Annotated in this window: 17 protein-coding genes; 3 read left to right on the top strand and 14 right to left on the bottom strand. The window is 62.6% G+C overall.

Translation table 11 applies throughout. The annotated features are described in order from the left end of the window. Position 1 precedes the first annotated feature (1 nt). The 6 genes from baeR to GUC32_RS18375 are packed head-to-tail and all read right to left on the bottom strand — an operon-like array spanning position 2 to position 10,987. Positions 2–718, bottom strand: a complete 717-nt coding sequence (gene baeR, locus GUC32_RS18400) for a two-component system response regulator BaeR (RefSeq protein WP_004941568.1) — start codon at positions 716–718, stop codon at positions 2–4. Next, on the bottom strand, positions 718–2,100 hold the full coding sequence (gene baeS / locus GUC32_RS18395) for a two-component system sensor histidine kinase BaeS (protein ID WP_049204856.1): 1,383 nt from the start codon (positions 2,098–2,100) through the stop codon (positions 718–720). Before baeS ends, baeR begins: the two co-directional genes overlap by 1 nt. Beyond that, on the bottom strand, positions 2,097–3,527 hold the full coding sequence (gene mdtD, locus GUC32_RS18390; protein ID WP_319869995.1) for a multidrug transporter subunit MdtD: 1,431 nt from the start codon (positions 3,525–3,527) through the stop codon (positions 2,097–2,099). The genes baeS and mdtD overlap by 4 nt, the downstream gene beginning before the upstream one ends. Positions 3,528–3,537: 10 nt before the next feature. Then, positions 3,538–6,618 (bottom strand): multidrug efflux RND transporter permease subunit MdtC, encoded by a 3,081-nt coding sequence (gene mdtC, locus GUC32_RS18385; RefSeq protein ID WP_049296100.1) that lies wholly within the window; start codon positions 6,616–6,618, stop codon positions 3,538–3,540. Then, positions 6,615–9,734, bottom strand: coding sequence for an MdtB/MuxB family multidrug efflux RND transporter permease subunit (locus GUC32_RS18380; protein ID WP_369435371.1), 3,120 nt, complete (start codon positions 9,732–9,734; stop codon positions 6,615–6,617). Before GUC32_RS18380 ends, mdtC begins: the two co-directional genes overlap by 4 nt. Next, the gene (locus tag GUC32_RS18375) at positions 9,734–10,987 is read right to left on the bottom strand and encodes an MdtA/MuxA family multidrug efflux RND transporter periplasmic adaptor subunit (protein ID WP_025303859.1); all 1,254 of its coding nucleotides are present in this window, start codon (positions 10,985–10,987) and stop codon (positions 9,734–9,736) included. The genes GUC32_RS18380 and GUC32_RS18375 overlap by 1 nt, the downstream gene beginning before the upstream one ends. A gap of 272 nt (positions 10,988–11,259) precedes the next feature. On the opposite strand from GUC32_RS18375, the gene GUC32_RS18370 reads away from it, so the two are divergent. Next, a complete protein-coding gene (locus GUC32_RS18370; protein WP_369435370.1) occupies positions 11,260–12,213 on the top strand; it encodes an aldo/keto reductase in 954 nt (317 codons plus the stop codon). 68 nt (positions 12,214–12,281) lie between these two features. Continuing rightward, entirely contained in the window at positions 12,282–12,899 is a 618-nt protein-coding gene (locus GUC32_RS18365; RefSeq protein ID WP_127146636.1) for a pyridoxamine 5'-phosphate oxidase family protein, read from the top strand. Here the strand turns inward: GUC32_RS18365 and GUC32_RS18360 are convergent. Together GUC32_RS18360 and yegD are read right to left on the bottom strand one after the other, a co-directional pair. Continuing rightward, complete coding sequence (locus tag GUC32_RS18360; protein WP_025303856.1) at positions 12,896–13,462, bottom strand: GNAT family N-acetyltransferase; 567 nt, start codon at positions 13,460–13,462, stop codon at positions 12,896–12,898. The two genes, GUC32_RS18365 and GUC32_RS18360, sit on opposite strands and share 4 nt — an antisense overlap. A gap of 51 nt (positions 13,463–13,513) precedes the next feature. Next, complete coding sequence (gene yegD, locus GUC32_RS18355) at positions 13,514–14,866, bottom strand: molecular chaperone (RefSeq protein WP_369435369.1); 1,353 nt, start codon at positions 14,864–14,866, stop codon at positions 13,514–13,516. A 164-nt stretch (positions 14,867–15,030) separates the two neighbouring features. On the opposite strand from yegD, the gene alkA reads away from it, so the two are divergent. Further along, complete coding sequence (alkA, locus tag GUC32_RS18350) at positions 15,031–16,521, top strand: DNA-3-methyladenine glycosylase 2 (RefSeq protein ID WP_164063866.1); 1,491 nt, start codon at positions 15,031–15,033, stop codon at positions 16,519–16,521. Between the two features lie 6 nt (positions 16,522–16,527). Here alkA and GUC32_RS18345 read toward each other — a convergent pair whose 3' ends face one another. The 6 genes from GUC32_RS18345 to ppk1 form a co-directional block, all read right to left on the bottom strand. Beyond that, the gene (locus tag GUC32_RS18345) at positions 16,528–16,881 is read right to left on the bottom strand and encodes a DNA-binding protein (protein ID WP_025303853.1); all 354 of its coding nucleotides are present in this window, start codon (positions 16,879–16,881) and stop codon (positions 16,528–16,530) included. A 194-nt stretch (positions 16,882–17,075) separates the two neighbouring features. Further along, entirely contained in the window at positions 17,076–20,405 is a 3,330-nt protein-coding gene (locus tag GUC32_RS18340; protein ID WP_369435368.1) for a diguanylate cyclase, read from the bottom strand. 185 nt (positions 20,406–20,590) lie between these two features. Continuing rightward, the gene (mgtE, locus tag GUC32_RS18335) at positions 20,591–22,024 is read right to left on the bottom strand and encodes a magnesium transporter (protein WP_049204844.1); all 1,434 of its coding nucleotides are present in this window, start codon (positions 22,022–22,024) and stop codon (positions 20,591–20,593) included. Positions 22,025–22,127: 103 nt separating this feature from the next. Next, positions 22,128–22,310, bottom strand: a complete 183-nt coding sequence (locus GUC32_RS18330; RefSeq protein ID WP_004941600.1) for a YfgG family protein — start codon at positions 22,308–22,310, stop codon at positions 22,128–22,130. A gap of 180 nt (positions 22,311–22,490) precedes the next feature. Next, positions 22,491–24,041 carry an exopolyphosphatase gene (gene ppx, locus GUC32_RS18325; protein ID WP_043137936.1) on the bottom strand — a complete coding sequence of 517 codons (1,551 nt, stop codon included), beginning with the start codon at positions 24,039–24,041 and terminating at the stop codon, positions 22,491–22,493. Positions 24,042–24,051: 10 nt separating this feature from the next. Then, positions 24,052–26,115 (bottom strand): polyphosphate kinase 1, encoded by a 2,064-nt coding sequence (ppk1, locus tag GUC32_RS18320; protein ID WP_025303849.1) that lies wholly within the window; start codon positions 26,113–26,115, stop codon positions 24,052–24,054. Between the last annotated feature and the right edge of the window lie 68 nt (positions 26,116–26,183).

Raw genomic sequence — 26,183 nt, 5'->3', positions numbered from 1 at the left:
TCTAAACCCCATTCATTAGCCGGCAGGGCTCGGCTTCCCAGCGGTAGCCCACACCGTATACCGAGCGAATAAAGGATTTTTCCCCGTCGATCAGTTCCAGCTTGCGGCGCAGGTTTTTGATGTGGCTGTCGATGGTGCGGTCGGTGACCACCCGGTAGTCGTCGTACAGGTTGTTCAGCAGCTGCTCGCGAGAAAACACGTTGCCTGGCTGGCTGGCCAGCGTTTTCAGCAGGCGGAACTCCGCCGGCGTCAGATCCAGCAACTGCCCCTGATAGCTGGCCTGGAAGCGCGGTTCATCGATGTGCAGCAGATCATCTTCCCGCGCGTTCTCCTGCGGCCGATAGCTGCGGCGCAGGATGGTTTTCACTCGCGCCACCACTTCACGCGGGCTGTAGGGTTTGCAGATGTAATCGTCGGCGCCGATCTCCAATCCCAACAGGCGGTCAATCTCTTCGATTTTCGCCGTCACCATCACGATGGGCACGTCGCTGAAGCGGCGCAGCTCGCGGCACACCGTCAGGCCGTCGGCCCCTGGCAACATCAGGTCGAGTAAGATCAGCGCCGGCGGATGCTGGTGCACGGTCGGCACCACTTCATTACCGTTGGTCAGCCAGCGGGTGGCGTAGCCCGCCGCCTGCAGATAATCCACCAGCAGCTGGCCCAGCTTGGGCTCATCTTCAACAATCATGATCTGCACGGGTTGATTCTGAATGTCCATCAGGGCGCCTTATTTTTTATCGGGGTAGCAAATTCTACTGTAATGCGCACGCCGCCTAAAGGCGAATGCTCGGCGCGGATTTTCCCGTCGTGCGCTTCCACGATGTTGTGGCAGATCGCCAACCCCAGCCCTGAGCCGCCGCTGGCGCGGTTGCGTGAACCTTCCGCCCGATAGAAGCGTTCGAAAATGCGCGTCAGTTGCTGATCGCTGATGCCCGGCGCGCTGTCCTGCCAGCAGAGGATCAGTCTCCCCGGCTGCAGCTCGGCGCCGATCTCCAGCCGGCCACCGACGTCGGTGTAACGCAGGCTGTTTTCCAACAGGTTATTGAACAGCTGGTTCAGGCGATCGGGATCGCCGAACAGCGGCGCCTGGGCCGGCAGATGGGTGACGATCTCCAGCCCTTTGGCGCGGAAGCGTTCGCGGAAGGCGGCGACGGCGATCTGCACCAGGTGCACGCAGTCCACCTGCGCCTTGCGATAGGCCAGCGCGCCGAGATCGGAGAGCGACAGCTGGTGCAGGTCGTCGACCAGTTTGGTCAAGGTGGATACCTCAGCCTGCAGCGAGCTGAGCGACGCCGGCGTCGGTTGGCGCACGCCGTCCTGCAGCGCCTCCAGCTCGCCGCGCAGCACCGCCAGCGGCGTGCGTAGCTCGTGCGACACGTCGGCCATAAAGGCGCGACGCATCTGCTCGTTTTTTTCCAGCGAGGTGGCCAACTGGTTGAAGTCGTGCGCCAGCCTGCCCAGTTCATCCTGGCTGCTGACCGCCACGCGGGTGGTGAAATCGCCCGCCGCCAGGCGGTGGGTGCCCGCCACCAGGCGCTTGACCGGGGCCAGCATGCCGCGCGACAGCAGCCAGGTCACCGCCGCTGCCAACAGGGTGGAGAGCGCGACGATAATCCAACTGGTGCGCCGCTGCTGGCGATCGAAGTTGATGTCCGTATTGCGCGTCAGGCGCTCGACCGGGGTGGTGAGCACCCAGCCGACGATCTCGTTGTTATAGCGGATTGGGTGGCGCGGCCCCTCTTTCGGCAACGGGCCGGAATGCCCGACCAGCCGATTGAACTGGCTGTCCACCACCCAAAACTGGGTGCGCCAGCCCTTGGGCGGCAGATTGTGGCTGCTGTCGCTGTTCTGTTCGAACGAACGCATGATTTGGTAGACCACCTGATCGTTGTTGCGCAGGAATATCCAATTGCCATGATGGCTGTACTGTTCCTCTAGCGCTTCGCTCAGCATGTTGATGCGCTGCTCGTTGCTGCTCTTGATGTAATCGATAAAGCCGCGCTCAAAGCTGACGCGTACCCCCCAATGCATGGTGATCAACACCAGCATGCAGGTAGCGAAAATGGCCAGGAACAGCTTCCCGGTAATGCCTATCCTCATTGCAACCTCGTTGAGCCGGTACCCGGCTCTTTGGTCAGCGTGCGGTTGGGCGCGCTATCGGCCGGCACGCGCGCGAAGGCGAGCGCGGGCAGGGCGATAATCAACGCCATACAGCAGTAGCTGTAAATAAATGCGCTGTGAATGGCTGGGCTATCGGCCACCACCTGGTGATGGGCGAAGCTGCCGATCAAGATGCCGGCGACGCTGACGCCGAGGCTCATCGACAGCTGCATGACCATCGACAGCAGGCTGTTGCCGCTGCTGGCCAGCCGGTCCGGCAGATCTTTCAGCGTCAGGGTGTTCATCGCCGAGAAGCGCAGCGAGTTGACCATCCCCTGGAAGAACAGCACCACCGGCAGCAGCCACAGCCAGCCGAGCATCGCCGCCAGCAGGAAACTCAGGCTGACCAGCGCCAGCAGCAGCGTGGCGGCCACCAGCACGTTGCGGTAGCCGAAGCGGTTGACCACCTGCACCACGATGCGCTTCATGCCCATGCTGCCGATGATCATCGGGATCATCATCAGCCCGGCGTGGAACGGCGAGAAGCCCATGCCCACCTGCAGAAACAGCGGCGTCATGAACGGCAGCATGCCGCTGCCGATGCGCCCCAGCAGGCTGGCCAGCAGTCCGACCTTGTAAGTCGGGGTGCGCAGCAGCCGCAGCGAGAACAGGGCGCGGCTATTGCCGTAAGCATGCCAAACATACCCCAACAGCGCCGCCACGCCCAGCGCCACCAGGCCGGCGATGGCGCCGCCGGACAGCCCCATGCCTTTGTGGCCGTCGAGCGCCAGCGTCAGCGACGCCATGCCGATCGCCAGCAGGAGAAAGCCGCTGACGTCGAAGCGGCGGGTCTGCATTTGGTAGTTGGGCATCAGCAGCAGCGTAGCGATGGCGCCCACGATGCCCACCGGAATATTGATCAGGAAAATCCAATGCCAGCTGGCGTATTGCACCAGGAAGCCACCCAGCGCCGGCCCCATCAGCGGGCCGATTTGGCCTGGCAGCGTTACGAAGGTCATCGCCGCCATGTACTGCTCGCGCGGCACGATTTTCATCACCGTCAGGCGGCCGACCGGCACCATCATCGCGCCGCCGACGCCCTGAAGCACGCGCGAGGCGATCAGTTCGTTCAGGGTTTCCGAGCGGGCGCAGAGGAGGGAGCCGAGGGTGAACAGCACGATGGCGCTGAAAAACACCCGCTGTACGCCGACCTTGTCCGCCAGCCAGCCGCTGGCCGGCAGCGTCACCGCCACCGTCAGCACATAGGAGACGATCACCGACTGCATGCGCAGCGGGTTCTCCCCCAGGCTGGCGGCCATCGAGGGCAGGGCGGTGTTGACGATAGTGGTATCCAGCGTCTGCATAAAGAAGCCGAATGCCACTATCCAGAGTTGCCAGCGTACTGTGGCGGTGTGTTTCATCAGCATCGGTCGGCCATTAATGGGGCAGCGGGGCCAGTTGCTTGTTGCGGCGGAACTTCGCCTGCAGCCGGTCGAAGTAAAGGTAGACCACCGGGGTGGTGTACAGCGTCAGCAGCTGGCTCATCACCAGGCCGCCGGCGATGGTGATGCCGAGCGGCTGGCGCAGCTCCGCGCCGTCGCCGCGGGTCAGCACCAGCGGCAGCGCGCCGAACAACGCCGCCAGCGTGGTCATCATGATCGGCCGGAAACGCAGCAGGCTGGCCTGGAAAATCGCCTCGCGGGCGCTGATGCCGCCGTTGCGCTGCGCTTCGAGCGCGAAGTCGACCATCATGATGGCATTTTTCTTCACGATACCGATCAACAGCATGATGCCGATCAGCGCGATCAGGCTGAACGGTGCGCCGAACAGCTCGAGCGCCAGCAGCGCCCCCACGCCGGCGGAAGGCAGCGTGGAAAGGATGGTCAGCGGATGGATATAGCTCTCATACAGCACGCCGAGCACGATATACACCGTGGCGATCGCTGCCAGGATCAGGATGAGCTGCGACTTCAGGGTGTCCTGGAATACCTGGGCGGTGCCGGCGAACGCGCCGCGCACCGTGGACGGCACGCCGAGCTGAGTCATGGTGCGCTCTACCGCCGCGGTGGCGTCCGACAGGCTGCCGCCGTCCGGCAGGTTAAAGGAGATGGTCGAGGCGGCGGACAGCCCCTGATGGTTGACCGACAGCGGCGCGTTGGCCGGTCGCCAACTGGCGAAGTAGGAGAGCGGTATCGCCTTGCCTTCGTTGTTGATGATGAACATTTTGTCCAACGAGCTCACGTCCTGAGTATAGGGCGGCGCCACTTCCATCACGACTTTGTATTGGTTGAGCGGTTGATAGATGGTCGAAATCTGTCGCTGGCCGAAGGCGTTGTTCAACAGGTTGTTGGCGTCGGACACCGAAATGCCGAGGCGCGCCATGGTTTCGCGATCGTAGACCAGATCCATCTCCGAGCCTTTATCCTGCTGATCCGAGTTGACGTCCGCCAGCTCGGGCAATGCGGCCAGCGCGGTGCGGATCTTCGGCTCCCAGTCGCGCAGCGCGGCGAGATCGTCCGCCAGCAGCGTATATTGGTAGCTGGCGTTGGCCTGCCGGCCGCCGACGCGGATATCCTGTACCGCCATCAGAAACAGGCTGGCGCCCGGCTCTTTGGCCAGGCGGGCACGCAGGCGGGCGATCACTTTCTGCGCGTCGTCGCTGCGTACCGACAGGGGTTTCAGTGAGATGAACATCGAACCGCTGTTGGTGCGCGAGCCGCCGGTAAAACCGGTGACGTTTTCCACGTCCGGATCTTCGCGCACGATTTTCATGAAGTCTTCCAGTTTGCCGCGCATCGCCTGGAACGAAATGCTTTGGTCGGCCTGGATAAAGCCCATCAGACGCCCGGTATCCTGTTCAGGGAAGAAGGTTTTCGGGATGCTGATATACAGCCAGACGTTGAGCGCAACGGTGGCGAGGAACACCGCCAGCACCCAGCGCGAGTGGCCGAGCACCCAGTTCAGCGAGCGTCCGTAACCCTGCTGCAGCGCCAGCAGCATTTTGCCGAAGCCGCGTGCGCGCCGCTGCGAACGCGCCGGCTGGTGGCGCAGCAAATAGGCACACATCATCGGCGTGAGCGTCAGCGAGACGATGAGCGACAGCCCGATCGATACCGACAGGGTGACGGCGAACTCGCGGAATAGCCGGCCGGGCAGGCCTTCCATCAGCAGCAGCGGGATAAACACCGCCACCAGCGAAACGCTCATCGACAGCACGGTGAAGCCGACTTCCCGCGCGCCCAGCAGCGCGGCGTTGATCGGTTTCATGCCGGCCTCGACGTGGCGGGAAATGTTTTCCAGCACCACGATGGCGTCGTCCACCACAAAGCCGGTGGCGATGGTCAGCGCCATCAGCGACAGGTTGTTGAGGCTGAAGCCGCACAGATACATGGCGGCGAACGAGCCGATCAGCGACACCGGTACGGCGACCGCCGGGATCAGCGTGGCGCGCCCGGAGCGCAGAAAGATGAACACCACCAGGATCACCAGCCCGATGGCGATCGCCAGCGACTGTTCCACCTCGGCCAGCGACGCGCGGATGGTTGGCGAACGATCCTGCGCGACGTTGAGTTGAATCGAGGCCGGGATATTCTCCTGCAGGGCGGGCAGCTCGGCGCGAATGCGATCGACGGTTTCGATGATGTTGGCGTCCGGCGCGCGGCTGATGGCCAGAATGATCGCCGGTTTGGCGTCGGTCATCCCGGCGTTACGCACGTCTTGCACCGAGTCTTTGACCTCGGCCACGTCGGCTAAACGCACCGCCGAGCCGTTGTTGTAATGAATGATCAGCGGACGATAAGCATCGGCGGTTTTCAGCGCGTCGTTGGCCTGGATCTGCCAGCGCTGCTGCGGGTTTTCCACGGCGCCCTGCGGGCGGCGCACGTTGGCGTTGGCGATGGCCTGCCGCACGCTGTCCAGCGACACGCCCTGATTGAACAGCGCCGAAGGGTTCAGCTCCACCCGCACCGCCGGCAGCGAGCTGCCGCCTACGGAAACGTCGCCGACGCCCTCAGTCTGGCTGATCTTCTGCGCCAGCTGGGTGGAGGCGAAATCGTAAAGCTGCCCCTGGCTGTAGGTGTCCGAGGTCAGCGTCAGGATCATGATCGGCGCGTCGGAAGGGTTGACCTTGCGATAGCTGGGGCGGCTCGGCATGCCGGTCGGCAGCAGGCTTTGCGCGGCGTTAATCGCCGCCTGCACGTCGCGCGCGGCGCCGTTGATGTCGCGATCGAGATCGAACTGCAAAATGACCCGGGTACTGCCGAGCGAGCTCATCGACGTCATTTCGTTAACCCCGGCGATGCGGCCCAGCGCGCGCTCCAGCGGCGTCGCCACCGAAGACGCCATGGTTTCCGGCGAGGCGCCCGGCAGCGACGCGCTGATCGAAATCACCGGAAAATCCACCTGCGGCAGCGGCGACACCGGCAGCAGGCGAAAGCCGATCGCGCCGCTGATGGCGATGGCCAGCGTCAGCAGGGTGGTGGCCACCGGCCGGTGAATGAACAGGGCGAAGAATTTCACGGCAGCTCCTGCGTATCCAGCTGGCGATGCGTGTTGCGCGCCAGCTTGTCAAACAGCAGGTAGATCACCGGCGTGGTGAACAGCGTCAGGATCTGGCTCATGATCAAACCGCCGACCATACAGACGCCGAGCGGATGCCGCAGCTCCGCGCCGACGCCGGTGCTCAGCATCAGCGGCAGCGCGCCGAGCAAGGCCGCCAGCGTGGTCATCAAGATCGGCCGGAAACGCAGCAGACAGGCCTGATAGATGGCGTCGCGCGGCGATAAACCCTGCTCGCGTTCCGCCGCCAGCGCGAAGTCGATCATCATGATGGCGTTCTTCTTCACAATGCCGATCAGCAGGATGATGCCGATGATGGCGATCACGTCCAGCTCGCTGCCGGCCAACATCAGCGCCAACAGGGCGCCGACCCCGGCGGTCGGCAGGGTGGAGAGGATGGTGACCGGATGAATGAAGCTTTCATACAGCACGCCCAGCACGATGTACATCGCCACCACCGCCGCCAAAATCAGCCACAGCGTGCTGCCGAGCGCCGCCTGGAAGGCCAGGGTCGCCCCCTGGAATTGGGTGGTGATGTCCCTTGGCATATTGAGATTTTTTTCCGCCTGGGTGACCGCGTCGACCGCCTCGCCGAGCGAGTAGCCGTCGGCGACGTTGAACGAAACGGTGGCCGACGGGAACTGGTCGAGATGGTTCACCGACAGCGGGCCGAAGCGCTCTTCGATTTTGGCGATGGCGCTCAGCGGCACCACGGCGCCGTCGTTGCCGCTCAGACGGATCTCATTGAGCGCCGCCAACCCCGGTGTCGCGCTGACGTCGTGCTCCAGCACCACGCGGTATTGGTTGGCCTGGGTGTAGATGGTGGAGATCAGGCGCTGGCCGAACGCGTTGTACAGCGCATTGTCCACGTCGCTCATGGTGACGCCGAGGCGGGAGGCCGAATCGCGATCGACGTTGACATAGGCGACCAGCCCCTGATCCTGCCAGTCGCTGGTGACGTCCGCCAGCTGCGGGGTTTGCTTCAGCTCATCCATCAGCTGCGGCACCCACAGGCTGAGATCGTCCAGCGACATCGCCTGCAGGGTGAACTGGTACTGGGTGCGGCTGACCTGGGTATCGATGGTCAGATCCTGCACCGGTTGCAGATACAGCTTCACGCCGGGGAACTGCGCCGTTTGCTGCTGCAGGCGGCTGATGATCGCCGGAATGCGCTCGCTGCGTTCGCTCAGCGGCTTCAGGTTGATCTGCAGCCGGCCGCTGTTGAGCGTGGCGTTGCTGCCGTCGACGCCGACGAACGAGGTCAGGCTCTCCACCGCCGGATCTTTGAGGATCTGCGCCGCGACCTGCTGCTGGCGCTCGGCCATGTTGCTGAACGAGACGCTCTGCGGCGCCTCCAGCGTGCCCTGAATGATGCCGTTGTCCTGCACCGGGAAGAAACCTTTCGGGATCAGCAGGTACAGCAATACCGTCAGCGCCAGCGTGCCCACGGCCACGCCGAGCGTCAGCCAGGGATGGTTAAGCACCGTTTTCAGCCACTTGCCATATTGCGCGATCACCCGGTCGAAAAAGCGTTCGGAGGCGGCGGAAAAACGGTTCTGCTTGCGCAGCGATTCGTGGCTGAGCATGCGTGCGCACATCATCGGCGTCAGCGTCAGCGACACCACGGCGGAGATCAAAATTGCCACCGCCAGCGTGACGGCGAACTCGCGGAACAGGCGGCCGACGATGTCGCCCATGAACAGCAGCGGGATCAGCACCGCCACCAGCGATAAGGTCAGAGAGATGATGGTGAAGCCGATCTCGCCGGCCCCTTTCAACGCGGCGTCGAGCGGTTTTTCCCCTTTCTCGATGTAGCGCGAGATGTTCTCGATCACCACGATGGCGTCGTCCACCACGAAGCCGGTGGCGATGGTCAGCGCCATCAGCGTCAGGTTGTTGATGGAGAAGCCAAGGAAGTACATGGCGGCGAAGGTGCCCACCAGCGACAGCGGCACCGCCACGCTGGGGATAATGGTCGCCGGCACGTTGCGCAGGAACACGTAGATCACCATCACCACCAGCGCGATCGCCAGCAGCAGCTCGAACTGCACGTCGCTGACCGAGGCGCGGATGGTGGTGGTGCGATCGGTCAACACCTTGACGTCGACTGACTTGGGCAGGCTTTTAATCAGCGTCGGCAGCATTTCGCGGATGCTGTCGGCGGTGGTGATGACGTTGACGCCGGGCTGGCGTTGGATGTTCAGCACGATCGCCTGTTGCTTGTTGGCCCAGGCCGCCAGTCGGGTATTTTCCGCCCCTTGTTCGATGGTGGCGATATCCTGCAGGCGGATCGCCGCGCCGTTCTGATAGGCGACGATCAGCTGGCGATAGTCGTCGGCAGATTTCATTTGGTCGTTGGCGGAGAGGGTGACCGATCGGGTCGGGCCGTCAAGGCTGCCTTTCGCCGAGTTGACGTTGGCGTTGCTGATGGCGGCGCGAATGGTTTCACTGTTCAGGCCATAGGCGGCGACCGCCGCGGCGTTCAATTTTACGCGCACCGCCGGGCGTTGGCCGCCGGCCAGCGTCACCAGGCCGACGCCGGTCACCTGAGAAATTTTTTGCGCCACGCGGGTTTCCACCATGTCTTCCACCTGCGTCATCGGCATGGCGGTGGAGGTCACGGCCAGCGTCAGGATCGGCGGATCGGCGGGGTTAACCTTGCTGTAGATCGGCGGGTAAGGCAAATCGGTCGGCAGCAGGTTGGTGGCGGAGTTGATCGCCGCCTGCACTTCCTGCTCCGCGACGTCGAGCGGCAGCGCCAACTGGAACTGCAGTGTGACCACCGAGGCGCCGCCGGAGCTTTGCGACGCCATTTGCTTCAGGCCGGACATCTGGCCGAACTGGCGTTCCAGCGGCGCGGTAATGGCGGAGGTCACCACGTCCGGGCTGGCGCCGGGGTACAGCGTCACCACCTGGATAGTGGGGTAATCCACCTCCGGCAGGGCGGACACCGGCAGCGCGCGATAACCGATAATCCCCGCCAGCAATATTGCCACCATCAGCAGCGTGGTGGCGACCGGACGCAGAATAAACAGGCGGGACGGACCGCCGCCGGCGTTGGGAGGCATCACCTGCATCAGGACTTCCTCTGAACGTCAGGTTCGCGCTTGGCGTTGGCCGCCGCCGGCGCTTCGCTCGGCGCGAGCACTTCCACCTGCATGCCTTCGGTCAGGCGATCGATGCCGTCGGTCACCACCCGATCGCCGGCGTTGAGACCGGCGCTGATCACCACCTGCCGGCTGTCCTGCACGCCGGCGGTGACCCGATGTTTGCTGACCTTGTTGTCTTCGCCGAGCGTCCAAACGAAGTTGCCCTCGTTGCCCATCTGCAGCGCAGCGGTCGGGATCACCACCGCATCGTGCAGGGTATCCACCTGCAGCCGCGCGTTGACGAACTGATTGGGGAACAGCGCGTCATCTTCGTTGGCGAAGCGCGCTTTCAGCTTGATGGTGCCGGTGGCGGTATCAATCTGGTTGTCCAGGCTCAGCAGCGAACCGGTCGTCAGCTTGTTCTGGTTGGTGCGATCCCAGGCTTCGACGCTCACCGGCCCGGCTTTTTGCGCCTTGAGCAGATCGGCGATGTTGCCTTCGGGCAGCGTGAACACCACGTCGATCGGGTGCGTCTGCGTGATCACCACCAGACCGGTGGTGCTGCCGCTGGTAACGTAGTTGCCGACGTCGACCAGTTTCAGGCCGACGCGGCCGTCGATTGGCGCAGTGATGCGGCTGTAGGTGATCTGCAGTTTGGCGCTGTCGACCGCGCCCTGATCGGCCTTGATCGCGCCTTCGGTTTGCTGCACCAGCGAGGCCTGCGTATCCAGCTCCTGACGGGACACCAGATTGGTTTTCACCAGCTGCTGATAGCGCGCCAGATCGCGTCGGGCGTTGGCCAGCGTGGCCTGATCTTTTGCCAACTGCCCCTGAGCCTGGGTCAACTGAACCTGGAATGGCCGGGGATCGATTTCCGCCAGCAGATCGCCGGCTTTGACCTGCTGGCCTTCGGTAAAGTGGATCGCCATCAGTTGGCCATCGACCCGGCTGGTGACGGTCACGGTATTGGCGGCGGTGGCGGTGCCCAAGCCGGAAAGATAGCGTGGCACCGTCTGTTGCGTGGCGGTCGCCGCTTGCACCGGCGACATCGGCGCGCCGCGTCTGCCGCCCGCCGCGCGGCCCGCTCCCGTTTTACCGGCGGCCTGGTGCGCGCCCGGCGTCGTCCCAGCGGTCGGTTGGGCGGCGCTGAAATGGCGCCAGGCCAGAACGGCGACGATGATCGCAATCGCCGCAACCAGCAGGCGCAGCAGCAGGGAACGACGTTGGGGTTTTGCATTCATGGTGGTGAAAATTCTCTCCAAAAGGCAGGGGCGCGGGCACTCATTGCCACAAAAATGACACTCCTTACAGGATACTAGTTTAGCCAGCGAAGACGGCATAAAAATGAAGGAAATATGGAGGAACCGTCAGCATTGTCTTAATAAGTGGGTGATTTGAGCGTGCTATGTTTATAAGTGATTTATTCCGGCTTATAGCCAATACGTTTTAACGATTTCCTGTATTTGGCGCTAATAATTAACAGGCAAATCATTTAACCCATGGAGCCTTTGTGATGAGCAAGAAACAACTGGGTCGTTCAGGTATTCAGGTGCCGGCGTTAACCTTCGGTGGCAACGTGTTCGGCTGGACGGCGGATCAAGCGACCTCGTTCAGCCTGCTGGATGCGCTGGTGGACAATCAGCTCAACTTTATCGATACCGCCGACGTTTATTCCAGCTGGGCGCCGGGCAACCGGGGCGGCGAATCGGAAACCGTCATCGGCGAATGGCTCAAGAAGAGCGGCAAGCGCGACCAGATGATCATCGCCACCAAGGTGGGCAAACCGATGGGCGAAGGCAAGCAGGGGCTGTCGCCGCGCTATATTCAGCAGGCGGTGGAGGACTCGCTGCGTCGCCTGCAAACCGATTATATCGATCTTTATCAGTCGCACGACGATGACCGCGATACGCCGCTGGAAGAGACGCTGGCGGCGTTCGATGCGCTGATCAAGGCCGGCAAGGTGCGGGCGATCGGCGCCTCCAACTATCAGGCGGATCGCCTGGAAGAAGCGCTGCGGGTGAGCGAGAGCAACGGATTGGCGCGCTACGAAACCCTGCAGCCGGAATATAACCTGTATGCGCGCGAAGGGTATGAAGCCGAGCTGGAAGGCGTGGCGCAGCGCCATGGCCTCGGGGTGATCAACTTCTTCGCGCTGGCCAGTGGTTTTCTGACCGGCAAATACCGCAGCAAAGCGGACGAGGGCAAAAGCCAGCGCGGCGATCGCATCGTCGAACGCTACCTGAACCCGCGCGGTTTCCGCATTCTGGCAGCGCTGGATCAGGTGGCGGGCAAACACGGCAGCTCCCCGGCGCAGGTTTCGCTGGCCTGGCTGATAGCGCGCCCGAGCATCACCGCGCCGATCGTCAGTGCGACCTCGTTGCCGCAGCTGGATGAGTTGGTCAGCGCCACTAAGCTGACGCTGGATGCGGACGACATTCAGGCGCTGAACGACGCCAGCGCCGAGTAGGGGGCGTTACCCGGCGGCGATTTTGCTCTATGCTGAAGGGGTTAACATGGCCCATTCAGGAACCCGCAATGTCTGGTGATATCATCAACGACCTCGCGACGCTGGAACAGCTGTACGGCAAACCCGCCGCGCCCTCGGTTTTTAAAGAAGTCAGCTATATTCACCCGGCGTACCGTCCGTTTATCGAGGCGGCGCCGTTTGCCGCGCTCTCGACGGTCGGGCCGGACGGCATGGATGTCTCTCCGCGCGGCGATCCGGCCGGTTTTATCCATATCGAAGACGAGAAAACCCTGCTGCTGCCGGACCGTCGCGGCAATAACCGCATCGACAGCCTGCGCAATATCCTGCACGACAACCGGGTGGCGCTGCTGTTGCTGATCCCCGGCATCGGCGAAACGCTGCGGATTAACGGGCGGGCGGAAATCGTGGTGGCGCCGGCGATGCTGCAGCGCTTCGTCCATCGCAACCAGCTGCCGCGTTCGGTGCTGCGCATTCGGGTGGAGGCGGTGTTCTTCCAGTGCAGCCGGGCGATCTTGCGTTCGGGGTTGTGGGAAGAGGGCAGCCGCCTCGAACGTTCGGCGCTGCCCAGCCCCGGCCATATTTTGGCCGCGGTGAGCCAAACGCGCTTCGACGGTGAGGAGTACGACAGCGCGCTGCCGCAGCGACTGAAGGATACGCTGTATTAATCGCCGTGGCGTTCGCGCCACATTTGCCGGTTCAGCCGATACAAGACGTGCTTTTGCAGCGGATGGCCCGTCGGCAGGCGCGGATGCAGGAAGGTTTCGCCGTCAAACTGCATGCCGATGCGCGTCATCACCCGGCGCGACGGCTGGTTATTTTCGGCGGTGAAGGACACCACTTCCGGCAAGCGCAGCGTGTCGAAGGCGTACGCCAGCGCGGCGCGCGCCGCTTCAGCGGCGTAGCCGTTGCCCCAGTGAGCCGCCGCCAGCCGCCAGCCAATCTCCACGCAGGGGGCACAAGGCAGATCGTCGCCCGGCCGCGCCAGCCCGACAAAACCGATAAAAGGCGCGCCGCCTTTCACTTCCACCGCCCATAGCCCCCAGCTATGTTGTTGCATGAAGGCGCGGATGCGTTCGGCCTGCGCGTGGCTTTCCTCGGCCGTCATCGTCGCCGGGAAATAGCGCATCACCTGCGGATCGGCGTTAAGCGCGGCGAAGGCCGGCAGATCGTCGTCGCGCCAGGCGCGCAGCCGCAGCCTGGCGCTGTCGAGGGTAAGGATGGTCGACATGATGCATAGCCTCCAATGAACAAGGGCGCGGCGAGCCGCGCCCTTGGGCTGTCAACGGAACAGCGTTTGCGCCCAGCGCGCCAGCCCGGCGGTGACCGAGCCGAAGTCGTTGCCGCCGACGATCGGAATGCCCGGCAGCTGCTGTTGCAGCGCGGCGCGCAGCAGAGGTGAGCGCGCGCTGCCGCCGGTCAGGTAGATCACCTGCGGCGCGGTCTGGCTGCTGGCCAGCGCGGCGCTGACCTGCTCCTGAATGCGCATCAACGGCTGCGAAATGGCGTCGGCGAGCTGAGCCTGGCTGATGCTCTCCGCCAGCTCGGCCTGCACGAAATTGAGCGGCGCGCTGATGGCCGTTTGGCCGGACAGGGCGATCTTACTCTCTTCGGCCGCCCGCACCAATCGGTAGCTCAGGCGCTGTTGGTACACTTTCAGCAGGCGTTTGACCTTTTCCGGCTCCGCCGCGTCGAGGATCAGATCGCGCAGCACGCGGCCGTTGGCGGCGCTGTAGAAGTCATTTTGCGCCGGCACGTCGTTGGTCGCCACCGCGTTCCAGTAAGGCAGCGCCGGCAGGGCGATGCCCTTCGCGGTTTCGCCGCCCAGGCCGAACAGCGGCATCAGCTGTTTGAAGGCCAGCATGATGTCCAGATCGTTACCGCCGACCCGGCAGCCGCTGTGGCCCAGCAGGCTCTGCTGACGATCGGCGCGGTCGCGCCACTGCGGCCCCATCAGCAGCACCGAGCAGTCGGTGGTGCCGCCGCCGATGTCTACCACCAGCACGGTTTGCTCTTCGCTCAGCGTCGCCTCGAAGTCCAGCCCCGCCGCCACCGGCTCGAACTGGAATTCAATGTCCTTGAAACCGGCACGTTCGGCGGCGCGCTGCAAAATGCCCTGCGCCTGCCGGTTGGCTTCGTCGCCGCCGATGCCCTGGAAGTTGATCGGCCGGCCGATCACCGCCTGATCGATGCCGGTCTGCAGCACGTTTTCAGCCTGGCGTTTGATGTGGAACATCATGGCGCACACCAGGTCTTCGAACAGCGCGATCTGCTGCGGTTTCAGGCCGTTGGCGCCGAGGAAGGACTTCGGCGAGCGCACGAAGTACACCTCTTCGGGATCTTCCATATAGTGCGCCAGCGCCTGCAGGCCGAACAGCACGCTGTCGCCGTTGACCGGAATGTCTTCTTCGCGGTTGTAACTGATGGCGCGGCGCAGCAGCTGCTGGTTTTCTTCGCTGCCGGTCGGTACCTGCCAATGGCGGTGCAGGCATTCGCTCACCGCTTCGCGGGTCGGCGCGCACAGCATCGAAGGCAGATACGGCTCGTTGTTTTCCAGCGTCAACAGCTCGGGGCCGTGGTCGCGCATCACTGCAACGGAACAGTTGGCTGTCCCGTAATCGAATCCAATAAACATCTCTTTTTTGTCCCCATGCCAATGAAGGGGGGCGACTTTACCCGAGACGGGGCCGGCGGGCAATGCACCAATGCGCGAGTGTCGAAAAATTTAGCGGGCGCGGCGGCGGCGTGCTTAACTTAATGTCCGAATTCCGCACGTCAGCGCGTCAGGCGAGCCCCATAATGCAGAAAAAACCGAACCCGAGCGTTGCCATGAATACTCAACAGCAAGCGTTGTACGACGCGCTGCGCGCGCGTGACCGCAAATTCGACGGCCGTTTTTTCGTCGGCGTCTCTTCCACCGGCATCTATTGTCGCCCGGTGTGCAGCGCCCGCACGCCGAAGCGGGAAAACTGCACCTTTTATCCGAGCGCGGCGGCGGCTGAACTGGCGGGGTTTCGCCCCTGCCTCAAATGCCGACCGGAACTGGCGCCCGGCCTGGCGCTGATCGATCTGGGCAACCGCTATGCCCAGGTGGCGGTGCAGCTCATCGAGCAGGGGTATCTGTCCGAACACAGCTGCGAAGCGCTGGCGGCGCGGCTGGGCATTTCCGATCGCCATCTGCGGCGCATCTTCGCCGAACAGTTTGGCGCCTCGCCGATCGATTACGCGCAGTCGCACCGGCTGCTGCAGGCCAAGCGCCTGCTGGCGGACACCGATCTGCCGCTCAGCGAAGTGGCGTTCGCCGCCGGTTTCGGCAGCCTGCGGCGTTTCAATGAGCTGTTCAAGGCGCGTTACCGCCTGATCCCGTCGGCGCTGCGCAGCGGCGGCGCGCGCGGTGAACGGGCGGCCGCCAGCGGGTTGGTGTTTCACCTGGGCTATCGGCCGCCCTATGACTGGGCGCGCATGCTGAATTTCTTGCAGGCGCGCGCCGTACAGGGCGTGGAGCGGGTCGAGGGGCGCCGCTACCTGCGCTCGATCGCCGTCAGCCAGGGCGGCACGGAGCACCGCGGCTGGCTCAGCGTGCAGCCGGAAGAGGCGCGCAATCGGGTTCGGGTCGAGATCGCGCCGACGCTCAGTCTGGTGACGACGGAGGTGTTGCGCCGGGTCCGCTTGCTGTTTGATCTGGACGCCGCGCCGGATCGCATTAATGAGGCGCTGGGCTCGCTGGCGGCCGATGCGCCGGGATTGCGCCTGCCGGGCTGCGTGAACAGTTTCGAGCAGGCGACGCGTGCGGTGCTGGGGCAACTGGTCAGCGTGAAAATGGCGGCGACCTTCGCCGGGCGGATGGCCGAACGTTGGGGCGAAGCGCTGGCGACGCCGCATGAGGGCATCACCCACGTTTTCCCCACCGCAGAACGGGTGGCGCAGCTGCAGCCCGAAGAACTGCGCCCGCTCGGGGTGCAGGTGAAGCGTGCGGCGGCGCTGATCGAGATTGCCCGCGCGTTGGGCGAAGGGCGGCTGCAGCTCGACAACGTGCTGGATATCGAACAGGGCATCAAGGCGCTGACCGCGCTGCCGGGTATCGGCAACTGGACCGCCAGCTATATCGCGATGCGCGCCTGGTCGTGGCCGGACGTGTTCCTGGCCGGCGACTACCTGATCAAACAGCGTTTCCCTGGCATGACGCCGCGCCAGATTGAACGCTACGCCGAGCGCTGGCGCCCGTGGCGCTCTTACGCCACGCTGCACCTGTGGCACAACGGCGGCTGGGCGCCGGAAGGGGAGAGTTGAACGTGGCTAGCGGGGGGACTCGATCAGCTGCAGCAAGCGGCTCATGCCTTCACGCATCAGGAACGCCAGCAGCTTTTCCCGTTCGGCCGGCGTCAGGTGATAGTAATACTCGATCCAGACCCGTATTGGATCCTGGCGTTTGACGTCGTAGTCCGGATGATCGGCCTCGTGCAACGCCGAGAGGCTGCGCGCGCCGAATGGCAGGCTGTCGATATGGTATTCCAGCGCTTTGCCCTGTACGCCGCTGCGGCGGCGACTGACCCAGCCTTCTCGCCGGGCCATCAAATTGACTCCTTGTGGGGTTGAGGGCAACCCCGCCTTCCCCATCAGTTCCCTGGCGGAAAACCATTTCTTTTCCATAGTCCCTTATCCCTGAGTCATCACATGTCGAGGAAAATCAACGGATACGCTGATACTCGCATGGGCGATTCATCTTACTTAATCGTTTAAGCCTAAGGTGTTATTTATATCACTAATCTCGTATGGGTTAACACAATGTGAAATACGGGGGAGTGCGGCGGCGCCCGTGCGACGGCGCCGGTGAGGAAGAGGGATTAGCGAATGCCGAAATAACCGTCGCTGAGCAACACCGCCAGCGGCTGCTCCAGCGCCACCTGATCGCCGTCCGCCAGATCGATGCCGATATCGCGCAGCGCCTGCAGCGTCACCGGCTGGTGGGCCGGCCCGGCGAGCGTCTGCGCCTTGATTCGATGCGCCGCGCCGTTGAGCATCGCGACCATCAGCTCGTCCATCTGGTTGCAGTGCACGTTGGTGATAAAGCGCTCATCGATGCGAATGATGTCGATTCTCTGGTCGCTGAGCTCATCGAACGCATTGATGTTATGCCCGAAGCCGTTGACGATCAGCCGGCAGCCCTGCTGCTGCAGTTCGCGGAGAAATGCCCGACACTGCGCGGCGTGCTCCAGTATCGCGGCCTCGTCGACGCTGAACAGCAGCGCCTGCGGCGGCAGCGAGGAAGTGCGCACCGTTTCCGTCAGCTCGCGCTGGAAGTCGGCGCTGAGCAGACTGTCGATAGCCAGCGGCAGCGCGAGCGACAGCCCTTTGCGTTTGATGTCGTCGGCATATTTCACCAGCAGTTGCGCCGCCGTCCAACGGTCGATGTCCGGCATCAGGCCGTACAGCTGCGCGGCGGCGATGAACGCCTCGTGCGACAGCGGGCACTCGTCCGGCGCCATCACCTGCAGCTTCACCTGGTGAAACGCGGCCGACAGCGGCGTCGCCGGCGGCGCGACCGCGTGAGTCAGCAGCCGCAGTTGCCCCTCGCTGATGATCGTCTGCACTTCCTGCAGGCTCAGCACCTCGTGCTGCCGCTCCAGTCGCTGTTTCTGCCGCGTTTCGTACAGATAAACCTGGCCGCGCCCCTGGTGCTTGGCGGTGTAGCAGGCGATATCGGCCTGCGCCAGCAGTTCGCTGCTTTTGGCGTCGGCGCTGATGCGTGTGATGCCGGCGCTGGCGCCGACGCGGTAAATCTTCCCTTCCCAGTAGAACGGGTGCTGGCTGATTTGATTAACCACTTGCTGCACCAGCGATTTGGCCTGTTCCAGCCGGCAGTCGTACAGGATCAGCCCGAACTCGTCGCCGCCCAGCCGGGCCAGGCAGTCGCTATGGCGCAGCTGATGCCGCATCAGCTGGGCGATGTCCCGCAGCAGGGCATCGCCCGCCGCATGGCCGGCGGTGTCGTTCACCGCCTTGAACCGATCCAGATCGAGGAACACCAGCGAATGCGGCGACGACGGTTCCCCGCCGGCGACGATCGCCGCTTTCAGCTGTTTCTCGAAGCGGGTGCGGTTCGGCAACCCGGTCAGCGCATCGTGCGAGGCGCTGTAGCTGAGTTTTTTCATCAGTTCGCGCGAAGCGGTGACGTCCTGCAGCACCATCACCGCACCCATGGTTTCCCCGTCGAGGGTTTTCAGCGGTGAGACCGACTGCTGCACGTCGAAATAACGCCCGTCGCGGCTGTGCAGCACCAGCGCATAATCCGCCGGCCACTGCCGTGGGTATTGCGTGAGGTTTTCGATTTCCGGGCCGTCTTTGCCGTTGGTCAGGCGCACCACGCCGGCGACGGGCATACCGATCGCCAGTTCGAGCGGCCAGCCGCACATCTGTTCCGCCACCGGGTTCATAAAGGTGATACGCAGGTGGCTGTCGGTGGAGATCACCCCTTCGCCGATGGCGTCGAGAGTGATGTGCAGGCGCTCCTTTTCTTCGTGCAGCGCCTCGGCGAGGCTCTTGAGCTCGGTCATGTCGATATTGGTGCCGATCAGGCGCAGCGGCCGACTCTGATCGTCGAGGATCACGTTGCCCTGGCCGCGGATATGGCGCACTTTGCCGCCGCGCGTCGTGATGCGAAACTCCATGATGAATGGCCGCGGCTGCGCCAGGATCTCGGCCAGTTCGCGATCGGTGCGCTCGCGATCTTCCGGCACCAGCAGGGTGCGCCACAACGCCAGCGTCGGCGTTTGGTCGAGGGTGAGATCGTAGAGTTCGAACATGCGCTGATCCCAGGTGAAGTTTTCCTGGCCCATCACCCATTCCCAGATGCCGACGCCGCCCACCTGGTTGGCCAGCGTGATGCGCTCCACCAACCGGTTGTTCTCCGCCTCGCTGCGCTTAAGGTCGCTGATGTCCTCCACCTGAGAGATGAAGTACAACGGCCGGCCTTCGCCGTCGCGCACCAGCGAGACCGCCAGCAGCGCCCAGACCGTCTGGCCGTCGCTGCGGATATAGCGCTTCTCTAGGGTGTAGCTGCTGATATGGCCGTCGAGCAGTTCGTGCAGTTGGGATAGGTCGGCGTTCAGATCGTCCGGGTGGGTGATCTCTTGAAAGGTCAGGCGATAAAGTCTTTCGGGCGGATAGCCGAGCAGCTTGCACAGCGCCTGGTTAACCTGCAGCCATTTGCCCTCCGGCGACACCAGCGCCATGCCGATGGCGGAATACTCCAGCGCGCTGCGAAAGCGGCTTTCGCTCTCGACGATATGTTGCTTTTCCACCCGGAAGGTGTGCATCACCATCGCCATGGCGTGCGCCGGGATCAGGATCAGCAACATCGGCAGATAGAGGCCGAGTTCGCCCAGGAAAGTGTGCCGGGAAGACGTAAGGCGCATCAGGCCCAGCGACAGCAGGACGGTGATCAGCAGGATTGTACAGAAACAGACGGTGAAGGTTTCGAAGCGCGACAGGGCGATAGCCGCCCACAGCAGCGGCAGGATGACGAAGGTAAAGGGGAAGGGCAGATGCGTCAGCGCCAGATAGCTGAAGGCCAGCGATCCCATCAGGGTCAACAGCAGCGGATACGGATTCAGCCCAGCCAACAGGCGGCGGTGATAGGTGAGCCCGAGCGGCGCCAGCGACAGCACCCCTATCGCCTCAGCGATGAACCAGGTGCCGAACGATTGCCAAAACGTCTGGTCCGGCGTGGGGGTCAGTCCGGCGGCCAGCAGCGCGCTGAACAATGGGGTAAATATCACCGCGCAGACCACGAAGCGCAGCCAACAGCCCAGATCGCTCAGCGGATCGATCGCCGGCAGCGTGCGGCGCAGCAGCAGAGCGCACACTGCCGCTTCCAGCAGGTTGATGGCGGCCAGCTTGACGGGAATGGCGCTGAGGCCGAACAGCAGGAAGCTGGCGAGCACGATGCCTGTGCCGCTGGCCAGCAGCGGCAAACCCCAATGACGCGGGGGATGGCGATACAGCACGGCGATCGCGGCGGCGGTCGGGAACCACAGCGGCGTGAAGTGATGAGCCTCACTGGATAACGACAGGCTCAGCAAGGCGAGCAAAAACGTCGCCAGCGCCACGAACAGGGAATGCGTCAGCACGACGCCTTTGTGTGTGCCGAACGTGTTCGGCGCGCTGATCTCCATAGACACCCTTACCGATGGCCTCTGCCTGTGATTGAATTCATGACGTGAATGAATTAAGACGATTTATTGGCAAAGGGTAGTACAGCGTGAGAGGAAAACCTACCGGGAGGGCCGACTTTACTGCATTAGCGCAGGCCCGGCGACAGAATGACGAAAAAGCCGGCGCGGGGCCGGCTTTGAGCGTCTTACAGCAGGAACAGGGTGGCGAGGCCGAGGAAGATGAAGAAGCCGCCGGTGTCGGTCAGCGCGGTGATGAGCACGCTGGAGCCGACCGCCGGATCGCGGCCCAGTTTGAGCATGGTCATCGGGATCACCACGCCCATCAGCGCCGCCAGCAGCAGGTTGAGCAGCATCGCCAGCGTCATTACGCCGCCCATCGCCGCGTCGCCATACAGCAGCCAGGTGATCACGCCCATGATGCCGCCCCACACTACGCCGTTGATGATGGCCACCCCCAACTCTCTGAGCATCAGGCGCGAGATGTTGCCGACTTCGATCTGGTGCAGCGCCAGCGCGCGCACGATCATGGTGATGGTCTGGTTGCCGGTGTTGCCGCCGATGCCGGCGACGATCGGCATCAGCGCCGCCAGTGCCACCAGCTGGGAAATGGTGTGTTCGAACAGGCCGATCACGCGGGAGGCGATGAATGCGGTGCAGAGGTTGATCGCCAGCCAGGCCCAGCGGGTCTTGACCGCCTTGCTGACCGGGGCGAACACGTCTTCTTCCGGGCTCAAACCGCCCATGCGGCGCAAATTGGTGTCACTCTCTTCGTTGACGGCGTCGACGATCTCTTCGATGGTCAGGCGGCCCATCAGTTTGCCTTTGGCATCAACCACCGGGGCGCTGATCAGGTCATAACGTTCGAAGGCGCCGGCCGCATCATCGGCCTTGTCTTCGGGCTGAAAGGTGGCGGGATCGCTGTCCATCACTTCGCGCACCGGGATCTCCGGGTCGTTCAGCAGCACCGCGGTCAGCGGCAGCTCGCCCAGCAGGGTGTTTTTGCGATCGGTGACGAACAGTTTATCGGTGGCGTCGGGAATGGTTTTGCGCATGCGCAAAAAGCGGTGCACCGCGCCGAGCGTGACGTCCGGCCGCACCGTCACCAGTTCGAAATCCATCATCCAGCCGACGCTGTCTTTGGCGTATTGGCTCATCTCGCGCACCTGGGCGCGCTGCTCCGGCTCCAGCGAGGTCAGCAACCGGCCCATCAGGTTACGCGGCAGGTATTGCGCCAGGTAGGCCTGTTCGTCGACATCCAGCGTTTTGATCGCCTTGAGCAGGTCTTTGTCGCTCATTTCCTCGATCAGGCTGTCCCAGACCGGCTCGGCGACTTCCACCAGCGTCTGGCCGCGCTTGCTGTTGCCCACCAGCCGCCACAGCGCCATGCGTTCGTCCTGCGGCAGTGCTTCCAGCAGGTCCGCCAGGTCGGCGGCGTGCATGTCGTCCAGCAGGCCGGTAATTTCCGCCGTTTGGTTCAGCCGTTCGCTTTGGCTGAGGGCGTGTTCATCCCCCGGCCGGCCGAGAATGCCGTCGACCAATTCCTTATTGTTCAACAACAGAGTAAGAATGCGCTGGCGGTGTTCAGCGACTTTTTTGACGTTATGGGTTGCGGCTGACATGGTGTTCCTTAACGGGCGCTCGGCGTTCCTGACGCAGGCTCATTAAAAGATAGAGCATAGCGAGTGCCGGAGTCATTTTTATGAAACGGACGGGGCGCGGCGGTTATTCAGAGGAGGCGTCCTGTTGCGGCGCGCTGACTTCGGCGGCGTTTTGCGCAGCGGCCTGCTTTTTTTCCTGATGATGAGGCACCGCCACCACGGCGGCGTACAGCAGTCGGCCGACTAAAATGATAAAGCTGATAAACAACACTATCTTCGTCATCTGTCCGGTGGTTTTCTTGCGCATATATCACCCGGTATGCCGGTGTCCTGTGTTATTCGCTCGAGAATTTGTAACCGGATTTTAGGCGCTGATGACAAAAGTTGTCCATTTTTTTCCGGCGGGCGGCGCGCCGTATTAGGGTTTCGTTTAGGTTGACGAGGCGGGGCGGAAAGAAAAACCCCCTGGCTGGCAGGGGGCGGGGGATCAGGCGGAGCGCTGTTCGTCTTGCGAGCCTTCTTCGTCGATCAGCAGCTTCCAGCCGACGACGTCGTTCCAGTAGGCCTGCTCGCGCTCGAAGTCCAGCTGCACCAGGTTGTTTTGCGCCAGGTAGCCGGCCGGGAAGCGCAGCGTCCAGTGGTTGTCGTCGGTGGTCAGGCGCAGCGTTTCCGGCGTGGTGGTCGACTGGCGCTGGTTGTTGAGCAGGGTGCTCAGACGCAGCAGCTGGATCAGCGGCAGGTAGTGTTTCTTTTTGAACAGGTTGAGGCGCGGCAGCTCTTCCAGCTTGATCGCCTTGCGGTGGAAACGCACCAACGCCGCCAACAGCAGCTGCTGTTCCTGGTTAAAGCCAGGCAGATTGGAGTTTTGCAGAATGTAGGCCGAATGGCGATGCATGCCGCTGTGGTTGATGCTCAGCCCCACCTCGTGCAGCATGGCGGCCCATTTCAGCAGGGCTTCCAGCTGCGGATGCGCCAACTTGGTGTTTTGCGCCATCCACTGCGAGTAGAGCAGTTCGGTGGTTTCCAGCACCCGCTTGGCCTGTTCGCGGTCGATGTTGTAGTGATCGGCCAGACTCTTGGCGGTGCGGCTGCGGATGTCCTGGTGGCGGAAACGGCCTTCCATTTCATACAGCACGCCTTCGCGCAGCGCGCCGTCGGACAAGCGCAGATCGCGGATCGCCAGCGCGTCGAACACGCCGCACAGGATAGCCAACCCCGGCACGAATACCGATTGTCGGTCTTCCGACAGCCCCGGCAGGCTCAGCGAGCCGAAGCTTTTGAACTGCAGCACCTGTTCGGCGAGCATTTCCAGGCGTTCCAGGGTGATGAGACCGTCTTTTTCTCCCATCGCCACCAGCACTTCGTGGGCGGCCTTGATGGTACCCGAGGCGCCCAGCGCGTACTGCCAGCCCTGAATGCGGTACTGCCAGGCCAGCGTTTCCAGCTTCTGTGCCGCCGCCAGCCGAGCGCGGCGGAAGTTGTTTTTGCTGATCTCTCCGCCCGGGAAGAACAGCTGGGCGAAGCTGACGCAGCCCATGCGGCGGCTTTCCGCCAGCAGCGGCTCGAAGTCTTCGCCGATCACCAGCTCGGTGGAGCCGCCGCCGATGTCGATCACCAGCTTGCGGCCTTTCTCCGGCTGGGTGTGTTCCACGCCCATGAAGATCAGGCGCGCCTCTTCCTGGCCGGCGATGATTTCGATCGGGTAGGGGATCACTTTGGCGGCGCGCTTGAGGAATACTTCGGCGTTCACCGCCTGACGCAGGGTGTGGGTCCCGACGATGGTGACGTTATCCGCCGGGAAGCCCTGCAGCCGTTCGGCAAACAGGGCCAGGCAGGCCAGGCCGCGTTCTATCGCCTCTTCACTGAGTACGTTGTTGCTGTCCAATCCGTCGGCGAGATGTACCCGTTGTTTCAAACGGCCCAATACCTGTAAGGCGCCGTTGACGACGCGGGCGATCACCATGTGGAAACTGTTCGACCCGAGGTCGATGGCGGCGATTTCCTGCGGTTTGTTCGTTGCAGTGTTTTTTAGCGGCATAGTTGCTGGCCTACTGTCCTGGTTGTTCCAGAGCTTTTAAATACTCGTAAATAGCCACCTGGGCGCGCACTTTGCGGCGGTTGCCGCGCGGCACGTACTGGTTGCTCAGTTCTTTATCCACATAACGGGCCTTGACCGTATCGCTGAACAGGATCTCCAGAATGTCCAGAACGCGCTGTTTCAGCGCCGGATCCAGCAGCGATACCGCCACTTCGATACGGTAATCTATGTTGCGGGTCATCCAGTCGGCGGAGGACAGATACACCCGTTTGTCACCTTTATTGTCGAAAACGTAAACCCGATCGTGTTCCAAAAAGCGATCGACGATGCTGATCACCTGAATATTGTCGCTGATCCCCGGCAGGTTGGGAATCAGGGAACACATGCCCCGCACCAGCAGGCGGATCTTCACGCCGGCGCCGGACGCGGTATATAACCGATCTACCAGCCCTTTATCCACCAGATTATTTATTTTCAACATAATGCCGGCCTGTTCCCCGGCCTGCGCGTTGGCGATTTCGTTGTCGATCAGCTCATACAGCTTCAGGCGCGAGTTCTGCGGCGACACCATCAGGTTGTCGAAGGTGACCGGCCGGTAGGGGTTCTCGATAAAGTTGAATACCCGGCGCACCTCGTTGGTGATGCGTGAATCGGCGGTCAACAGCGAATAGTCGGTGTAGATGCGCGCGGTTTTTTCGTTAAAGTTGCCGGTGCCGATATGAGCATAGCGCACAATGTCATCGCCTTCACGGCGTGAAATCAGGAACAGCTTGGCGTGGATTTTCAGGCCCGGCGCGGAGAAGATCACGTGTACACCGGCCTCGGTCAGGCGCTTCGCCCAGTGAATGTTGGCTTCTTCGTCGAAGCGCGCCTGCAGCTCGACCACCACCGTGACTTTCTTGCCGTTGTGCGCGGCGTGGATCATCGATTCGATGATGCGCGAATCTTTCGCCACCCGGTAGATGTTGATTTTGATCGCCAGCACGCTCGGATCGAACGACGCCTGGCGCAGCAGCTCCAGCACGTGCTCGAAGGTGTGGTACGGGTAGTAGAGCAGCACGTCTTTTTCACGAATGGCGTCGAAGCCGTTGCGGAAACCGTCGAACCAGATGTGGCGCAGGCGCGGCAGCGGCTTGTTGACCAGATTGGCCTTGCCGACGTTCGGGAAACTGATGAAATCTTTGAAGTTGTGATAGCGGCCGCCGGCGATCACCGAATCGTAGTTGGAGATGCCCAGCTTGCCGCGCAGCAGTTCCACCATTTCGTTCGGCATGTCGCGCTGATAAACAAAGCGCACCGGCTCGGCGGTCAGGCGCTGTTTCAGGCTGGAGGACATCAGTTCCAGCAGGCTGGATTCCATTTCGGTGACCAGATCGTACTCCGCGTCGCGGGTCATTTTCATCGAATAGGCGTTGAGCGCATCGTAGTCGAAGAAGCCCTTGAAGATATCGTCTAGGCAGTAACGCAGAATGTTGTCCAGCAGGATCATCGGCTTACGGCGGCGCGGCGCTTCCGGCGGCAGATTGACGAAGCGCGGCACCTTGTCGGACGGGATCTCCAGCAGCGCATAGTCGGTGCGGGCGCCGCGGATGATCTCCACCGCCAGATAGGTGTAGTCGTCTTTCAGGAACTGCACCAGGTTGGTGTCGTGGTTGATCAGGATCGGCGTGATGTGCTGGCGCAGATGTTGTTTGAAATATTGCCGCAGCCAGATTTGCTGGTTCTCGGACACCTGGCGTTCGTTGATCAGGAAGATCTGGTTGCGGGCCATTTCCAGCAGCAGATCGTTGTACAGGCCGTCGAACTCCTGATCGGTTTTCAGCACCTTGGCCTGGATCTTTTTCAGCAGGTGGCGCGAGGAACCGGCGGAGCCTTGCTCTTCGCTGATCAGGATGCGCCGTTTGAGATCGGCGAAGCGGACTTTATAGAACTCGTCGAGGTTGTTGGAGTAAATGCCCAGAAAACGCATACGTTCAATCAGGGGATTGCTCTTATCTGCGGCTTCCTGCAACACGCGTTCATTAAAGGATAACCAGCTTAGTTCTTTTTCGATGTAGAGCTTTTCCTGACCCATTGCCACTCCAGTTCAAATTTAGAATAGGATCCGGGACGCAGCGCCCGGATGCCGCTCTAGTGTCCTTC

The organism is Serratia sp. NGAS9 (assembly GCF_009905295.1).
Lineage (GTDB): Bacteria > Pseudomonadota > Gammaproteobacteria > Enterobacterales > Enterobacteriaceae > Serratia > Serratia bockelmannii.
This window is presented reverse-complemented; position numbering and strand designations above follow the sequence as displayed.

Excerpts from the sequence above, each read along its gene's own strand:
- baeR (WP_004941568.1), bottom strand. The coding sequence starts at position 718 with ATGGACATTCAGAATCAACCCGTGCAGATCATGATTGTTGAAGATGAG.
- baeS (WP_049204856.1), bottom strand. The coding sequence starts at position 2,100 with ATGAGGATAGGCATTACCGGGAAGCTGTTCCTGGCCATTTTCGCTACC.
- mdtD (WP_319869995.1), bottom strand. The coding sequence starts at position 3,527 with ATGCTGATGAAACACACCGCCACAGTACGCTGGCAACTCTGGATAGTG.
- GUC32_RS18380 (WP_369435371.1), bottom strand. The coding sequence starts at position 9,734 with ATGCAGGTGATGCCTCCCAACGCCGGCGGCGGTCCGTCCCGCCTGTTT.
- GUC32_RS18375 (WP_025303859.1), bottom strand. The coding sequence starts at position 10,987 with ATGAATGCAAAACCCCAACGTCGTTCCCTGCTGCTGCGCCTGCTGGTT.
- GUC32_RS18370 (WP_369435370.1), top strand. The coding sequence starts at position 11,260 with ATGAGCAAGAAACAACTGGGTCGTTCAGGTATTCAGGTGCCGGCGTTA.
- GUC32_RS18365 (WP_127146636.1), top strand. The coding sequence starts at position 12,282 with ATGTCTGGTGATATCATCAACGACCTCGCGACGCTGGAACAGCTGTAC.
- GUC32_RS18360 (WP_025303856.1), bottom strand. The coding sequence starts at position 13,462 with ATGTCGACCATCCTTACCCTCGACAGCGCCAGGCTGCGGCTGCGCGCC.
- yegD (WP_369435369.1), bottom strand. The coding sequence starts at position 14,866 with ATGTTTATTGGATTCGATTACGGGACAGCCAACTGTTCCGTTGCAGTG.
- alkA (WP_164063866.1), top strand. The coding sequence starts at position 15,031 with ATGCAGAAAAAACCGAACCCGAGCGTTGCCATGAATACTCAACAGCAA.
- GUC32_RS18345 (WP_025303853.1), bottom strand. The coding sequence starts at position 16,881 with ATGGAAAAGAAATGGTTTTCCGCCAGGGAACTGATGGGGAAGGCGGGG.
- GUC32_RS18340 (WP_369435368.1), bottom strand. The coding sequence starts at position 20,405 with ATGGAGATCAGCGCGCCGAACACGTTCGGCACACACAAAGGCGTCGTG.
- mgtE (WP_049204844.1), bottom strand. The coding sequence starts at position 22,024 with ATGTCAGCCGCAACCCATAACGTCAAAAAAGTCGCTGAACACCGCCAG.
- GUC32_RS18330 (WP_004941600.1), bottom strand. The coding sequence starts at position 22,310 with ATGCGCAAGAAAACCACCGGACAGATGACGAAGATAGTGTTGTTTATC.
- ppx (WP_043137936.1), bottom strand. The coding sequence starts at position 24,041 with ATGCCGCTAAAAAACACTGCAACGAACAAACCGCAGGAAATCGCCGCC.
- ppk1 (WP_025303849.1), bottom strand. The coding sequence starts at position 26,115 with ATGGGTCAGGAAAAGCTCTACATCGAAAAAGAACTAAGCTGGTTATCC.